This window comes from Candidatus Melainabacteria bacterium (genome assembly GCA_003963305.1).
GTDB lineage: Bacteria > Cyanobacteriota > Vampirovibrionia > Obscuribacterales > Obscuribacteraceae > PALSA-1081.
This window is the reverse complement of record RXJR01000001.1, coordinates 175,435-191,460: the sequence shown is the minus strand read 5'-3', so window position 1 is coordinate 191,460 and position 16,026 is coordinate 175,435. Positions and strand designations below refer to the sequence as shown.

Below are 16,026 nucleotides of genomic sequence, written 5' to 3'. Positions count from 1 at the left end.
GTGTATGCCCAGACCCGTTATCGCGCCCGGGCTGTCTGTACTCTCACCGTCCCTGCTTAGGCCGCATGTGCCCGTCAAAAATTGTGCGACCAGCTCAATTGGATTTTGTGTGGCTGATAAACCAATACGATTCGGCTTTTTATTAGTCACTTTGTCCAGTCGTTCGAGCGACAGCGCGAGATGCGAACCCCGTTTGTCATCTGCTACAGCGTGGATTTCGTCGACGATAACCGTCTCAACATTTGCCAGCAGCTCTCTGCTTTTTTCCGCCGTCAGCAATATAAATAATGATTCGGGCGTTGTCACCAGAATGTGCGGGTGTTTCTTCAACATCGACTGGCGCTCTTTCATAAGCGTGTCGCCGGTGCGAACGGCTGTGCGAATCTCAGCCATGGTTATGCCGCGCAACTCGGCCAGTTCTTTGATTTCCGCTAGCGGCGCATCCAGATTCTTTTGTATGTCGTTGCTGAGCGCCTTGAGTGGTGACACATAGACTACGGACGTCTTGTCGCCCAGATTATCTGTCACTGCCAGGCGAACAAGGCGGTCTATACAGGCAAGGAAGGCTGCCAGGGTCTTACCGGAACCTGTGGGCGCTGAAATGAGAGTGGTCCGGCCGGCTAAAATGTGCGGCCAGCCCTGCTCTTGAGGCTCGGTTGCGGACCCGAATTTGTCCACAAACCAGTCTCGAACCAGCGGATGCGCCCATGCAAGCGCCCCTGTTTCCACCGTTGCTTTCTCCATAATTGACATTGTAATGCGCTTTTGAATCTTTTGGGTGATTGAGTCCGAGGTGCTGAATCACTCTATAGGGTGACTTCTCGAGACTTTTTATAGATATTCGAATGGGCGTTATTTTCAAAACGAGGTTGGGCATCCTTAGGTATACTTAAGGCTGGTTCGCTGCCTGACCCAAATCTGAGGACCCGGAACCACTTCGGGTTTAATCTACGGCAACAGGGCCGAACAAAGGGCTACAATCATTCTGGGGACTGAACTGAGAGGGATAGACATGCGAGTTAGTAAAAAGTTGGTGCGCAACGCGAAGGGTTTTACCCTTATCGAGTTGCTGGTTGTAGTAATCATCATCGGCATCTTGGCTGCGATTGCGCTACCGAACTTCATTGGCGCGCAAGACAAAGCTCGTGAAGCGTCAGTAAAAGCGAATATGCGTACTGCGCAAATCGCTGCTGAGGCTTTCGCCACTGATAACGGTGGCACATACCCGACCGCTGTGGACGCTGCCTATGAGAGCTACTTCCCAGGTGGTAAGAGCGACGGTGCTACAGCCGCCACTGCAGGACCTGTAAATCCATTCACCAACGCCGCTGAGTGGCCGAAAGCATCTTCCCTCAGCGGAACTGTTCAGTCATTGCGTGCTGCAGCTCCTCCGGCCGGACTTGGAAGTCAGGGACAAGTCGTCTATGAGAGTGCGTCGCCTCCTACTACATATGCCATTCTTGGTTGTGGTAAATCGGGTGCAGCGCTTGGCGGAACCTCCGCAAATACAACTCTGGTTTTGTCGAACCAATAATCTTGTTCGGTATGTATAAATTACCGCCTTGCATTTCAACTCCTCTAAGCGAGCGCTTTTGAAATGAAGGCGGTTTTTCTTTGCCTTTTTGTGTTCTTGTGTTGTCTGATCGGCTACTTCCGAAGTGCTGCAAACTTAGCGCTTAGTAGGTACGACACGGTGACTACAGCCATTGATCTGCCCAGGGCTCAGTCCGCAAAGCTTGTAGCTCTTGGCTTTGATAATCTGCTATTCGATTATTACTGGCTCGAGTTCATTCAATACATAGGCGATCAGAAAGGTCGCCAGAGCGATCATTCAGAAAAAGCAGCAAGTTATCTTGAATTGCTGACGGCGATCGATCCACACTTCGTGCCGGCGTATTATTTTGCAGCCATAACTCTGGGAGACCAAAATCAAAGCGCTGCAGCCGCAGCAATAATTGATCGCGGAATCGCGGCCAATCCGGATAACTGGCTGCTGCCATATATCGGAGGCATGAATCAGTTTTTGTTTGCCCATGACGAACATCGCGCTGCTAAATACTACAAAATGGCTGCGCGTTTTCCAGCTGCTCCTGATTGGCTGGAGCGTCAGGCGAATATTTTGGAAGCAAAAATCCCCTCAATGATCAAGGAAATCAATGTTTGGGACAGCATGTATCACAATTCGACCAGTCCGGAAATTAAGCAGCGAGCACAGAATCGCCTGGTTGAGTTGTGGCTGAAAGTTTATAAAACAGCCCCCACAAAAACGATAAAAGAGCGAGCATTGAATCAACTTAGAGACTTAGGCGTTGAGCTTGATGAGAAATCTGTTCACCGTGATACTGAAATTTAGTGAAAAGTTTGAGACTAACTTGCGGCAATGCTCTCATGGCATGCCTTCAAACATTCATCGCACGCTGAACCATACTCTGAAAAAATTCGCCTTCCTCTTTCACCACATATGATGCACGGTGGCATGTTCGGAATGTCTGTGAAAGTGGCGCTCGAATTTTCTTTCGCCTCATCGGCGCCCGTGTGCTCTTGCTGAATGCTGTAAAAATCTCCCACACACAGATCGCATATTGCGCACGTAGGTGACGCGGCTAGGATTTTAGCCACCTGAGTTCTAAGCCGTCCGCAAAATGAACACCACATATTGTCGGACGGTACGTACGAATGATCCTTGAAGCAAGTCAACTTGAGGAGAAGAAACGTGATAGTCGTGTCGTATGGCGCCTCGAATGCACCTAGCCAGCCACTTCTAACAGCAATCCATTGAGATAATTTTTCGGCGAATTCTGCATCGCAAGAAAACTTTCGCTGTGTCGCTAATTCTTTGAGTTCCGCTGTTGCTTCTACAAACGGCTTTATCTCAGCATATGCTTCCGCAGGAATTGAGACATTGTTCCAACTCCACATAAACTCATTGTTGAAATGCGTGCCTACGAGCTGAAGCGGACCGAAAGATACTGCGTCACCATGCATGAGCCCCTTGAAATAGGCTGCTTTTAAATCGACGTCATAGTCTTCGCCATCAAACAAGTTACCGTAATGGCTGACTCTTGCATACAACTTTGAACGTGCTCGCGACATTTCCAAATGCTCATTGTCGAAATGAGTGCGAAAATTGTCGACAGCGGAATTTGATTTCTTTTTGCCGAAACCGAACATCTTTACTCCTTTTGCTCAGTCAGTAGGATCACGATAAGTCTTGGTCAGTAAGTTATCGATGTGTCTTTGCGTTCTATGATTTCTAATTTGTCTTTGAATTCGTGCGATCAGTCAGTCATCTTAAGCTTAGTAGTCGTCAGGAACCATTACTAATTTGTCTTTGGCTTCAATTTGATGTTGTATTTTTGCTCCATTGCCTTGGCTTCGTCCATGCGCCGCAGGTCTCGCATGATGCTTGCGATATCATATGCAAACGCCTGTCTTCGCGCGTATGCATCCATGTGTTTGGGATCTTTCATGCGCTGCTCGACAACGTCCAGACCTCTTTTGTTGTACTCGAGAGCTTCTTCCGCTTTTCCTTCTCTCAGGAGAAGTTTGCCGGTATTAACGCAGGCGTCGCAATAGTGTTCAAGAAGATTGAGTGTATCAGGCATGCCCCCTCGTTCAATCATCTGGATGCCTTTTATGTAACTCGCTTTTTGTTCGGCGGCAGTGGGCAAGCAGCGCCCCATTCTGACTAATGCTGAGGCGTGCCAGTAGAAGTCTCTTGCCGGATTCGGATCGGTTAGAGGCTCTAGTTTCCTGAAGTCTTCCAACGCGGACGCTTTGTTTTTCAGCAGTACATTGCAGTCGCCGGCATCGGTGTAAAACTGCATCTTCTTGGATGATTTGATTGCATCAGGAAATTTTTCGAATAGTTCGATCGCAACGTTGCAATAGCTAACTACTTTCTCCCATTGCCGAAGTAGCTTTGGATACTGGTCCACTTCTTCGATTAAATCGTATATCTCGGGGTGATTGTGAAACATTGTCGCCGGAGCCAATGCAACCAGTCTATCGGAGAATTTAATTGCTTCGGGAAGATTGTGATTTTTACTGGCAGCCGTTGCTGCATCTTTCAATAGTGGCGGTAAGGCGTCATCGTTGCCATTCTTTTCCACCAGTTTGATTGCCTCGTCCAAAAGTTTCGAAGCCTCAGCAAACTGTTTTTGTTCCATGCGAATTTCAGCCGCCTGCTGAAGACAAATGGCTACACCAATTGATCTGGGATTTCGTGATCTGATCTTTTCAAGCTTCGAAATAGTGCTCTCATATCGGGCTGCTAGATTCGGCTGGTTGCTCATTTTCAGTAGTGATTCGCCCTCGTAGTTCACCAGGCGACACTGGGGCATCTTTTCACGCAATTCTTTGATGAACTGAGTCGAGTAAGTCTCCTTTGTAAGTACCAGAGTCGTTAGTGAATTTGAGTGCGTCAACTGTCGAATCTGATCCTCAGTAATGTTGTCGACGCGGTCTATATTTAGAGTCGCTAGCATTTTGAGTTTGACAATATCTGAGATGGCGTTCTTGTTGAGTGTGCTTTTACTGACACTGAGATCATTCAAGTGCGTGAGTTGCGAGAAGTTGTCGATGTCTTGCAGCTCGCCTTTGATATAAAGGCTCAGCAATTTTGATTTTGTCAGGTAGCTCAATCCTTTGTTCGTTACTTCGTGGGAGTTCAAGTCTTGAATATCCAGAGATTGAGCACCTTTGTAGTCTTTGAATGCCGCCAAATCTTGGTCGGAGATTACTCTTCCGGAGAAGACATTTTTGTTCTGCTCGATATCCCTGTTGAACCAGACATGTACCGCATGCGAATCTGGTGCCTGATTTTCGAGTTCGGCTTTAAATGTCTTCGGTGACAATTTTTGAGGAACTGGAGCATTACCCGGCTCAGATGGCGACTTTTTCGGCGCATTATCCTGACTCAGAAACCACAGTTGCATGATGAGAAAAGTCGTTATCGTAGAAATTGCTGCCACTGATCCGAGCCACGCTGCCAGCTGCGGTCGCTTCAGCGATATAGTCGCTTGTGTCTTCTTCGATAGAACGGCATTGCTTTTCCTGTTGATGCTTAGATTCTCAGATTGCCCTTTTCTTATGGCTATGAGATCGTTTGCTGTCTCATTCAAATTCTGGTAGCGATCCTCAGGTTTTTTTGAGAGCATCGTTTTGACGACTTGTTCGAGAGCCTGGTCGTAATTAGTGCCCAGTGACGCTTCTTTTAGCGTTGGTGTGGCTCCGTCTTGATGCATCATCATCGTAGAGAGTGCGCTTTCTCCTACAAACGGCGGAGTGCCTGTCAATGTTTCGAATAGCACGCAGCCCAATGAATAAATGTCTGAATGGTGGTCGATCTGCCCACCGCTACATTGCTCAGGACTCATGTAGATCGGACTGCCGAAAATCTCCCCAGTTCTGGTCATCGACTGTATATTATCGCCGTCATATTGCGTCAACTTAGCAATGCCGAAATCTAAAATTTTGACACTGCCTTCGGTGTCAGTCGACATTCCGTCGATAACCATAATGTTCGAGGGCTTAACATCTCTATGGACGACGCCATTTTTATGAGCATGTGCAAGTCCTGCGCAAACTTGAATAAAAACTTTCAATGCATCGTCAACCGACAATACTTGCGCTTGTATGAGATCGCTGAGAGTGTGACCTTTAACGAACTCCATTGCCAGAAAAGGCGTTTGATCATCGAGCAATCCAAAATCGTGAACTGCCACTATATTCGGATGATTGACCGCGAAAACGGCGCGCGCCTCGGCTTGAAACCTTCGGATTGCGATCTCTGATCTTGACGCGGAATCGATGGTTTTCAGTGCTAGTTCTTTGCCCAGGAATATCTGTTCGGCTTTGTACACGACACCCATGCCGCCTCTCCCGATTAGAGAGATAATGCGGTAACGTCCGCCTACTATGTCATCGGCGCGATACTCCGTGTCACCTGATATGGTGCCAGGCTGATTTGCTTGAATTTCATCTCTTGCACGTTCGGTCAACGGTTTCGATTCCTATTTTGATTTTTCATGCTCGGCGATTCTGTCTGCAAAAAAGTGTTTTCTGATTTCTACATCATGATGCTTTACTTGCTTGAGTGCAGCTTCGGCTTTGTGCAAATATCTCAATGCTTCGGCCTTTTTGCCTTCTTTGTCATACATATTTGAGATGTGAACGCATGCATCACAATAATGTTCCACTACGTTGTACTCTTCGGGGTAGTGCAGTTTTTCCGTCAAATCAAGTGCTTTGTTGTAGTATGCCAGTTGATCTTGAGGGTTTGGTGAAGAGTGACCCATTTCGACCAGCGCACGAATGTATTGCTGCATGGGAAAGTTGTTGAGGTCATTGATTTCATCAGGTTTTAGTACATCATTCTTATGCACTTCCCAGTATTCTAAATTGCGCCGAGCGTACTTCTGTCCTTTTGTAGGCACCTCCAATTCATAATTACTCCAGGCAATAAGTTCGCAAAATAGCGGCAAATATTCTTGATTCTGGTCGGGAAACTGGTCGATTAGATTCAATCCGTCCTGTGCAAATTCAATTACTTTATCGGGGCGTTTAAGTTCCCTGGCAAGGTATATTGCCTCAAGCAACTTAGATGGCAACTTTGCACCGTCATGCATATAGGTGTCTAATAGCAGCTTGACCGCGCGCTCTCTTACCTTCAGCGCTTCCTTCTTGTTGCCGTATTCGTTCAGATACATGGATTCATAAGATAGTGCCTCTGAAAGCACTTCCCAATCCTTACGCTGTTCGCTAATTCTCTTGGCTCTCTGTATTAATTCCCATTCCTGACGACGATTTTTTTGCAGGTAATAGTGCCCCACCATATCTAGAGCGTATCTGGCTGCGTACCTTGATAGTGGGTTGGCTGCCGATACAATTGAGTATTTGATTTTAAGGCGGTCGAAATCATCAGGCATCGTTCGCGTACGTCTGTCTAGATTCGATTCGGAGAAATAATTTCTGAATACGCACTGAGGCAACTTTTCTTGCAGTTTGCCGATCAATGCGCGGTCGAACTTCTTGTCGCTCAGTTGAACTTGTGTCAGGCTCGTTGATTTTGTCAGTTCCAAAAGCCCCTTTTCACTTACGTCGCATCCGCTTATATCGAGCTGATCTAGCATTGGGAGCTCAGCTAACTTTGCCAGTGCGGAGTCTTTAATGCCGGTGTCCTTCATGTTCAAGCGCTGTAGATAAGTCAATTTCGAAATTTCATCGACTGACTTGATGTCTTGGTCTCCTGATACTACTAGTCTCAAAATCTTTGAATCTTGCAGGTTCTTAAACCCAGCGTCTGTTACCTTGCAGTTGGAGAACTCCACAAATTGTGCGTCTTTGTAGCCTTTGAATTGTTCCAAAGTTTTATCTGTTGGATAATCGCCGGCATAAAATATGGGCGAGTGATTTTGGATTTCTTGGGACAGGGTGCTTTCCTGAATATCCTGTTCCTGAGCTGGTTGGCTTGATTTCGTTTTAGAATTTGTGTGATCGGTCGGGTCACCGAGTTTCGCTACATACTTATAGGCTCCGTGCGGGCTGGTGTCCACGACCGGTAAATTTGGCTCTGCAAACGGGTCGGTGGCTTTCGATTTATACGTGCCGGAAGTTGAACTTTTTTTCGAATGCAAATACGTTGAAAGCGTAGCTGTTCCTGCCGAAAATAAGACGGCTGTAGCAGTCAGCAGTAGTATGAAGTTTGTCTTCCCTATCTTCACCATTCCTGGTGCTGTGACTGGTGGGCGTGCCGGTCGTGCGATATTCACTACAGCGCTGATGTTGGATTTTTCGCCGCGTTTCAGAGCAGCCAGGTCGTGCGCTGCCATACCAAGATTTTGATATCTGTCGTCTGGATTTTTAGCCAGAAGCGTTTGAACAATTTCTTCCAGTGCCGGAGGAAACTTTGTTTGTGGTTTTGAGTCTTGCAGTTTCTGGCATTCCGCTCTCTGGTGCATCAGCATAGTATTCATCGCGTTATCGCCCACGAAAGGAGGTTTGCCTGTCAGGGCTTCGAAGAGAACGCAACCGAGTGAATAAATATCGGAACGATGGTCAATTTTTGTGCCCAGGCACTGTTCGGGGCTCATGTAGAAAGGACTGCCGAAAATCTCTCCCGTTCGTGTTAGAGCTTGTATTTCGCCGCCCTCGTGTTGAGTCAATTTGGCAATTCCAAAATCCAAAATCTTGATACTGCCTTCGGTGCCCCAGTCGGCATCGTCCAGAATCATGATGTTATTGGGTTTGATGTCTCGATGCACAATGCCGCTTTCGTGAGCATGTGCCAGCCCGAAGCATATTTGAATGAACAATGTAATCGCTTCGTCGACCGACAAGGGGCTTTCTTTCAGTCGATCGCCAAGCGTTTTGCCTGTGACGATCTCCATTGCCATAAAAGGCGTCTCGTCATCAAGCAAGCCGAAATCGTGTACGGCGATTATATTTGGATGGTGTAGCGAGAACACTGCTCGGGCTTCGGCTTGGAACCGGCGTAGGAGGTTTTCGTTTTTTTCACCCTTGAGTATTGTTTTGAGTGCCAGCTCTTTGCCCAGAAAAATTTGCTCTACCTTGTACACGACTCCCATGCCGCCTCGCCCAAGCAATGAGATGACGCGGTAACGTCCGCCAAGGATTTGATCGGGCTGAAAATCACCGAGCATTTGTGTCGCTCTTGCGCTGGCACGATCGTTAGCGTCTGAGTTATTCATTGCAAATCGGCGCTCCAGCTGAAACCGTATTTGGCAGCCTCTTTCCGCGCTTCTGTTTCGCGTCCAGCTCTGTAGAGCTGTCTTATCACTAGCTTTTTCAAGTAGGTTTTTTGGTCATATGTGTCGTCTTGAATTTCTTCCGCAACCGTGAGACCCCGACGCGCATACTTCACAGCCTCAGTGTGATTCTTTTCGGATTCGAATATTTCCATGAGCGCTACGCTACAGTCGCAGTAGCACTCTTTCAGATTGAGATCAGAAGGATGGTTGAGGCTGTCCATCAGATCAAGAGCTTCGTTCCAGATGCGTTTTTTCTCTGCATTAGTGGGTTCCGCTTTGCCCAGTAAAACAAGCGATAGCGCGTAACGTTTCGGGTTCTGTGCGGATTCCATTTTGCGTATCTTGTAGTTTTCCAACAAGTAGGGCAGCGCCTCCTCGTCTTTTTTTAGAACAATAAGTTCATGTCCTGCTCGCTCGCAGAATCGCGGCAGATAAGTTTGCAACGCTGGAGTTCTACCTTCGTCTTCCTTTATTAGCATAATGGCGATTTTTGAGTACTTCAATGAATTTTCCAGGTATGGGCTATTAAATGGTTGAGCAGTCACCGCCTCGAGTCTTCCCATTAGATCTGGACTATCGTGCATCATCGTCTCTAGACTTAAACGAGCAGATTCGTCAAAAAATTTGTCACACTCTTCGAGCTTATTCTGATGTATCGCAAGCAATCCGCTTTGGGCCAGTATCTGTGACAGAAAGTATTTGTTTCCATTGTTTTCTAGGACTAAGCGAGCCTTTTTTAGCCATTCTTCTGCCTGGGCATAGTCGTGTCGATTTTCGAAATATTGACTTATACCTGCTTCAAGTTGTCCAATTACACTCAAATTTGGATTCACTTGTTGAGCAAGTTCGATCGCTTTCTTATACACTGCGTAGATTTGCTCTGGTTTTATCCTGCTGGTGACTTCCATGCACTTGCTTGGCAATCCGTATCCCTCAAAGGAACATTGCGGCATTTTTTCTCGCAGTCGTAAAATTGCATCTGTAGAAAAATGTTTTTCTGTAAGAACTACATTAAGAAGTGACGTTGAAGTGCTGAGACCCATCAGCCCTTTCTCGGTCACCTTTTTGCAATTGCGAATGGACAAGCTTTTCAGCATTTTTAGTTTTGCTAGTTCGGGCAGCGCTGAATCGTCGATAGCGGTGTCACTCAAATCTAGCGTCTGCAAGTAACTGAGTTTCGAAATGTTTTTTACACTGCTGATGCTGCAGCCACTAACTGTTAATTCAAGTAACCTGGCGTTTTGTAAGACTGCGAGACCGTCGTCATTAACAGGGCACTGTTTGAGCTCCAGCTTCTGAATTTTATCGTAGTTTTTGAATGGTAGAAGATTCTCATTAGTTGTGTCCCAACCTGATTTAAAGGAGACTTTGTTCTTTCTAATATCGGGAGCAAACATTTCGGATGGATCTGATTGTGGCGGCAACGGCGAAATTTCGCTTGGTACCGCAGTAATCGCCGCTGGTTTTTGTGACGCAAGCAGTATGGTGGTCGAGCCAACACCTGATGTTGCGCTCAGAAGAACGGTTCCAACTATTGTGCCAATCAGCGTTTCGCGTCGAATTGAGATGGTTTTGGTGTCCGATTTATTTTTGGCTTTAGCTCCAGATGCGCTTGAAGATTGGTTCGACGCAGAACGAACGTGCTGTAGGTTCTCCCCTCGTTCGAGTGCTGCGAGATCGCTTGCCGCTTCATTTAGCGATTGATAGCGATCCTCGGGATTTTTCGCCAGCATTGTCTGCACGATTTGCTCTAACGCCGGTGGGAAATCATTGCCCAGAGAAGCTTCCTTCAGGCTCGGAACTCGTTCACTCTGGTGAAACATCATTGTTGAAAGAGCGCTTTCTCCAACAAACGGCGTAGTGCCTGTGAGTGACTCGAACATAACGCATCCGAGCGAGTAGATGTCTGAGCGATGATCAACTTTGCTGCCCGCACATTGCTCGGGGCTCATGTAGAGAGGGCTACCGAAAATCTCACCTGTTCGCGTTACTGACTGCACGCCGCCATCTTCTTGATCGCCTAATTTTGCGATTCCGAAATCGAGAATTTTGATACTACCTTCGGTGCCTATCGAAAGCTGATCAAGCAGCATAATATTTCCAGGTTTGATGTCACGATGAACCACCGAATGTTCGTGAGCGTGGGCTAAACCTTTGCAGACCTGGATGAACATCGGTAACACTTCACTGATGGGCAGTGCGCCTCGCTTCAAACGTGCCGCAAGACTCTCTCCCTGTATAAATTCCATTGCCAGGAAGGGCGTCTGGTCGTCGAGTAAGCCGAAATCGTGCACTGAAATTATGTTGGGATGATTCAAGGAGAAAACAGCTTTAGCTTCAGCCTGGAAGCGTCGCACCGATACATCTGTAAGACTGCTGCGATCGATTGTTTTCAGAGCTAATTCCAGTCCTAAATAAATCTGTTCCACTTTGTAGACGATGCCCATTCCGCCGCGTCCTAGCGCTGATACGACGCGATATCTTCCACCAAGAACTTCTCCCGGTTCGAATTCGTTGGACTGTGTTGTCGAGCCGATTGTCAAAGTTTTACTCCATACTTTTTAGCGGCCTTCTCAGCTTCAGATTTGCGACCGGCTGCTGCCAACTGTCTCACCAGACCTTTGCTTAACATGGTTTTTTGCTTGTTCATATCTTCCTGGTGCTTGAAGTGTTGCAATGTGTCGAGGCCTTTTTGAAAGTAGTATGCCGCGTGGGTGTGGTCTCCTTGCGCTCCAAGAATCAGCGCCAGGTTTGTGCATGCATTTAAATAGTGTGCATTTAGGTCTAAAGCTTCAGGCCGTCCGAGTTTATCCAATTGGTCGATCGCCTCAATGTACATTTTTTTCCGGCTTTCGAAGTCTTTTGTCAAAGTGTGTGCATACTCTATCAATGACCTGAGATATGGATTAGGCTGCGAATCTTTATTCACAGTGTTAAGATCGAGGGCTCTTTTGAGATACGGCTGTGCCTCATCCATTTTTTTCTCCGTCCAATACAACCAACCAACACGCTCAAGAAAAGTTGGCAGCATCTGATGTGTTTCGTCGAGTTTTGGATATTTGTCTATAAAACCTATTGCTGTTTTGCAATACTCGATTGCTGGGTCCCACTGCTTCAGACTCAGTGGTAGCAAGGTGAATTCATTAAGTGTATTCAACATGAGTGGGTCACCATCATGAATAATGGTATCCACATAAAGATGTTCGGCACGGTCGTTAAGAGCGATCGCCTTCTCAGTATCTTTGTCCTGCACTGCGACGTAGCCCGATTTTAGTCGAAGTGGAAGTACTAAACTGCGCAAGTCGCCGCTGTGTTCGCAAATAGCAACGGATTTTTCGACGAGGCTGCGGGCATCCTTAAAGAGACCACGCTTTGCGTAAAGATGCGCTAGTTCTACCAGGTAAGTAACATTGCTAGAGTGGTATTTGTTACTCTTCTCTGCTCTGGCAATAATCTTCGAAAGACACTGCGCGCGATCTTTAGAATGATCGGAAAGCGCAATTTCCTGCAACTTCGAATTCTTCTTGTAGGGGCTGATGATGCAGCCCGGCATTTTTTCTGCGAGCTCATTTATAAATGTCGTGGAATATTTCTCAGGAGTTAGATCCAGAGAAGTCAGAGAATTTGACGTTGCCAGTTGCCGCAAGCCATCCTCGGAAATCTGGCACCCTTTCAATTGTAAGTGCCGCAACATTTTCAAATGTGCGAGCACGGGCATGGCGCTGTCTGTAACGTTTGAATTTGTGAGATCGATCACTTGCAGCCACGATAAGTCTGCTAGATTGTCGAATTTGTCGAGTACGCAATTGTCTAGCACCAACCTCAAAACTTTTGAGTCTTTGAGATTTTGGAGTGCTTTATCTGAAAATTGACCATCCTGTAGATTGACCGCCTGTGCAAGTTTGTAACCCTTGAAGATGTTCAGGCTATCATCAGTGGCCAATTTGGAATGGAAATAGTTTGAACCCTCTTTAACGCCGTTTGCAAAGAGTGCTGCATATTCGGTGGGCTCGGTGCTCGCTGCAGCGGAAGATGTGTTCTCACTCGGTGCTTTAGCAGTGCCCGTGCGTTCAGCGCTTGTATTTGCAGCGCTGCCAGTTGTGCTAGTGTCATTTGTGCGTGTGGCATTTGTGTTAGGGGCATTTGTGTTGGGGACATTTGTGCTAGTGGCATTTGTGCTAGTGCCATTACTATTGGTATCGTTAGCAATAGTGCCGTTTGCATTGGTGTTGTTGGTGCCACCATTCGCGTTTTCAGGCGCACCAGACTCCGGCTGTTTTGACGTGTCATTCCCCGGTCGATTCGAGCGAAAGTTTGCTGACTGCGAAAAATACGTGAGGCTGCTTGAAATTAAGAAGGTGACCAATGCTAATGCAAAGACGCCACCGTAAAACTTTTGCTTCTCGATGGTAATAATGCCCGCTCTGTCCTCTTGCCCCGCCGGTCGCTTGGTCGGCAGCAGTAGGTTGTTTGGTGTTGATGGCGAACCGCTTTTCAATGCGCCGAGCTGAAAAGCCGCATCGCTTATGTGTTGCAGTCTGTCATCGGGGTTTTTAGCCAACATCAATTGTACGAGCCGCTCAAGCTCTGGCGGATAGTGCTTATTCTGAGGCGCTTCTTTCAGCGTGGGTATCGGAGCAGTCTGATGCAGCATCATAGTTGCCAGCGCATTCTCGCCGACGAAAGGGGGCGTGCCAGTCAAGCTTTCGTAGATGACACAACCAAGCGAGTAAATATCAGCGCGATGATCGACCTTAGTACCCAGGCACTGTTCCGGGCTCATATAAAGGGGGCTGCCGAATATTTCGCCCGTTCTGGTCAGTGCTTGAATCTCACCGCCTTCACGTTGTGCCAGTTTGGCTATACCGAAGTCTAATATCTTTACTCCGGTATCAATACCTTCTGGTACGTCATCGAGCAGCATGATGTTGTTTGGTTTAATGTCGCGATGAATAACTCCGTGTTCGTGCGCGTGCGCCAGTCCAAAACAGACTTGCACGAATATGGGGATGGCTTCGTCCAGAGAGAGAGGACCACGTTTAAGACGGTCTCCCAGTGTTTCGCCTTGCACGATTTCCATGACGAGAAATGGAGTCTGATCTTCGAAGAGTCCGAAGTCGTGAACGGCAACGAGGTTGGGGTGATCGACGGCAAACGCAGCTCTCGCCTCGGCTTGGAAACGTCGGACAGTGATGTCAGACATTAAATGCCGGTCGATTGTTTTTAGGGCCAGTTCTTTCCCCAGAAAAATCTGCTCAACCCTGTAGACGACTCCCATTCCGCCTCTGCCTAGCAGGGAGATTACCCGATAGCGTCCGCCTAGAATCTCGTCACGTTTATACGGTGCGCTCGACAAACCGGATTCAGTGGCGCCACTGGGTCGAGTGTTCTCGTTTGAATCAGCCGCTGTCAACTATTTGCATCCATTTGGGTCTGCTCAATACATTAGCAGTTAGTCTGTCGAGTTAGCCGATTAATACTATGATGGATATTTGTTTCAGGAATATTTTGAACCACAAATGCGCACAGATCTATCGCAGCTCTGTTGCATTTTTATCGCTTTCCAGAGGAAATACATGAGCGGCTATATCAATGCGCGCTCATCGCGTCTTTGGCTCCGGCCCTGGAAGGATTGGCGAGGAAAAATAACAGAGGCAGGCTGATGATGAAGGCTAAGCCTACCAGTCTGAAGATGTCTGCAAACGAAAGAATCGACGCCTGCACGTTGAGCAGGCCGTTCAGGCTGGCCATGGCTTGTGCCTGCGCAACGCTAGGATCTCCACTGTGAGCCTGGAAGGCGCTCGTCATAGCTGCCAGTCGCTCGCGAAATATTGGATTGTACTCACTGAAATTCGATACCAACATGGCACGGTGGAACGCTTCCCTCTGTTCTAAAACTAGCGTGATGATAGCGATGCCGAGGCTGCCGCCAATTTGTCTTGCCAGGTTGTAGATACCGCTGCCGTCTGGAATAGAAGCTTTCGGCAAAGCGCCTACAGAAGCCATACTCAAGGACATGAACATGAATACGCTGGCTGCACCTCTGAGCAGAAGCGGCCAGAACATAGACTCTGAGCTGGTGTCCGGATTCATCGAGGCAAGCATGAACATTGATATGGCGCTGCCGATTGCACCGCCGCCGATCATTATTCTCGGGTCGACTTTTCCTGAAAGTTTTCCGATCACGGGCATCATAAGACCTGATGCAATAGCGGACGGAAGCATCAGCATGCCCGTTTGCATGGCTGTATAGTGCAAAATGTTTTGACAAAAAATTGGTACGGCGAATGTGGCACCGTAAAGCCCCATACCCAGCATCAGTGAATATAGGCTGCCGCCGCTCAAGGAGCGGTATTTCAGAACGCGCAGGTTGACCGCCGGCGTGTTGGTGCGTAGTTCATGGAATATAAATGCTCCTGCACCAATGACAGCAATCACCGACAGTGTCGTAATCATTCTGGACGAAAACCAATCTTCTTGCTGCCCCTGTTCGAGCACCGTCTGCAAGCAAGATATGAAAACAACGAGCAGAGAAATGCCGATCCAATCCACTTTTGATATTTTGCGTTCATTGTGATTTGGCAGAAAGAGAGCGGCCATTGTTATGGCTAAAATTCCAAACGGAATATTGATGAAAAATATCCAGCGCCAGCCCAGTGTATCAGTGAGAAATCCGCCCAGAGTGGGCCCTATTACCGGCCCGACAATCACACCGATTCCGAATAATGCTTGAGCCATTCCCTGCTCTTCTTTAGGAAAAGTCTCGAAGAGAATAGATTGTGCTTTGGCGATCAGTCCTCCGCCGCAGAGTCCCTGCAAGATACGTCCTGTCACCAGCATGGGCAGGTTGGTGGCAAATCCGCAAAAGACTGAGGAGATGGTGAACCCGATCAGTGAAAACAGAAAATAGCGTTTGCGTCCGAAGAAGTCACCCAGCCATGCTGTAAGCGGAATCATGATTGCGGTCGCGATACCGTATCCGGTGATAACCCAGCCGACTTCGCTTAGCGTTGCGCCGAGATTACCTTGCATATCGGGAAGCGCGACATTGACGATGCTCGAATCTACAACCTCGAGAATGGCAGCAAAAGAGACCGTGATCGCGATCACCCACTTCAACCAGGGCGCATCGGCAAAGCGATCTGGTTTACTCGTGGTTATCGGCTTGGTTAGTGTTGAAGTGGTCATTGTGCGCCCTGGTCGCCGTTCGGATCATGTCGGAGAATGTCGATTGCGTTATTGCCGTCAGTGAACG

Annotated in this window: 8 protein-coding genes and 1 pseudogene; 2 read left to right on the top strand and 7 right to left on the bottom strand. The window is 47.7% G+C overall.

Annotated features, from left to right (window positions below):
- Window positions 1-69 precede the first annotated feature (69 nt).
- Window positions 70-744: pseudogene (locus EKK48_00810) on the bottom strand (DEAD/DEAH box helicase).
- 268 nt (window positions 745-1,012) lie between these two features.
- Between EKK48_00810 and EKK48_00805 the strand changes: the two are divergent.
- Entirely contained in the window at window positions 1,013-1,534 is a 522-nt protein-coding gene (locus EKK48_00805) for a type II secretion system protein (protein ID RTL45916.1), read from the top strand.
- Between the two features lie 159 nt (window positions 1,535-1,693).
- The gene (locus tag EKK48_00800) at window positions 1,694-2,353 is read left to right on the top strand and encodes a hypothetical protein (GenBank protein RTL45915.1); all 660 of its coding nucleotides are present in this window, start codon (window positions 1,694-1,696) and stop codon (window positions 2,351-2,353) included.
- A 14-nt stretch (window positions 2,354-2,367) separates the two neighbouring features.
- Here EKK48_00800 and EKK48_00795 read toward each other — a convergent pair whose 3' ends face one another.
- The 6 genes from EKK48_00795 to EKK48_00770 form a co-directional block, all read right to left on the bottom strand.
- Window positions 2,368-3,171 carry a hypothetical protein gene (locus tag EKK48_00795; protein ID RTL45914.1) on the bottom strand — a complete coding sequence of 268 codons (804 nt, stop codon included), beginning with the start codon at window positions 3,169-3,171 and terminating at the stop codon, window positions 2,368-2,370.
- A 149-nt stretch (window positions 3,172-3,320) separates the two neighbouring features.
- Entirely contained in the window at window positions 3,321-6,002 is a 2,682-nt protein-coding gene (locus EKK48_00790) for a serine/threonine protein kinase (protein RTL45913.1), read from the bottom strand.
- 12 nt (window positions 6,003-6,014) lie between these two features.
- Window positions 6,015-8,711 (bottom strand): serine/threonine protein kinase, encoded by a 2,697-nt coding sequence (locus EKK48_00785; GenBank protein RTL45912.1) that lies wholly within the window; start codon window positions 8,709-8,711, stop codon window positions 6,015-6,017.
- Window positions 8,708-11,314 (bottom strand): serine/threonine protein kinase, encoded by a 2,607-nt coding sequence (locus tag EKK48_00780; protein ID RTL45911.1) that lies wholly within the window; start codon window positions 11,312-11,314, stop codon window positions 8,708-8,710. Before EKK48_00780 ends, EKK48_00785 begins: the two co-directional genes overlap by 4 nt.
- Entirely contained in the window at window positions 11,311-14,184 is a 2,874-nt protein-coding gene (locus EKK48_00775; protein RTL45910.1) for a hypothetical protein, read from the bottom strand. The genes EKK48_00780 and EKK48_00775 overlap by 4 nt, the downstream gene beginning before the upstream one ends.
- Window positions 14,185-14,360: 176 nt before the next feature.
- Window positions 14,361-15,959: a DHA2 family efflux MFS transporter permease subunit gene (locus tag EKK48_00770; GenBank protein ID RTL45909.1), complete on the bottom strand. Its 1,599-nt coding sequence runs from the start codon at window positions 15,957-15,959 to the stop codon at window positions 14,361-14,363.
- Window positions 15,960-16,026 lie beyond the last annotated feature (67 nt).

Bases quoted from the DNA above. Each gene is read 5' to 3' on its own strand.
- EKK48_00805 (RTL45916.1), top strand. From the start codon at position 1,013: ATGCGAGTTAGTAAAAAGTTGGTGCGCAACGCGAAGGGTTTTACCCTT.
- EKK48_00785 (RTL45912.1), bottom strand. From the start codon at position 8,711: ATGAATAACTCAGACGCTAACGATCGTGCCAGCGCAAGAGCGACACAA.
- EKK48_00770 (RTL45909.1), bottom strand. From the start codon at position 15,959: ATGACCACTTCAACACTAACCAAGCCGATAACCACGAGTAAACCAGAT.
- EKK48_00795 (RTL45914.1), bottom strand. From the start codon at position 3,171: ATGTTCGGTTTCGGCAAAAAGAAATCAAATTCCGCTGTCGACAATTTT.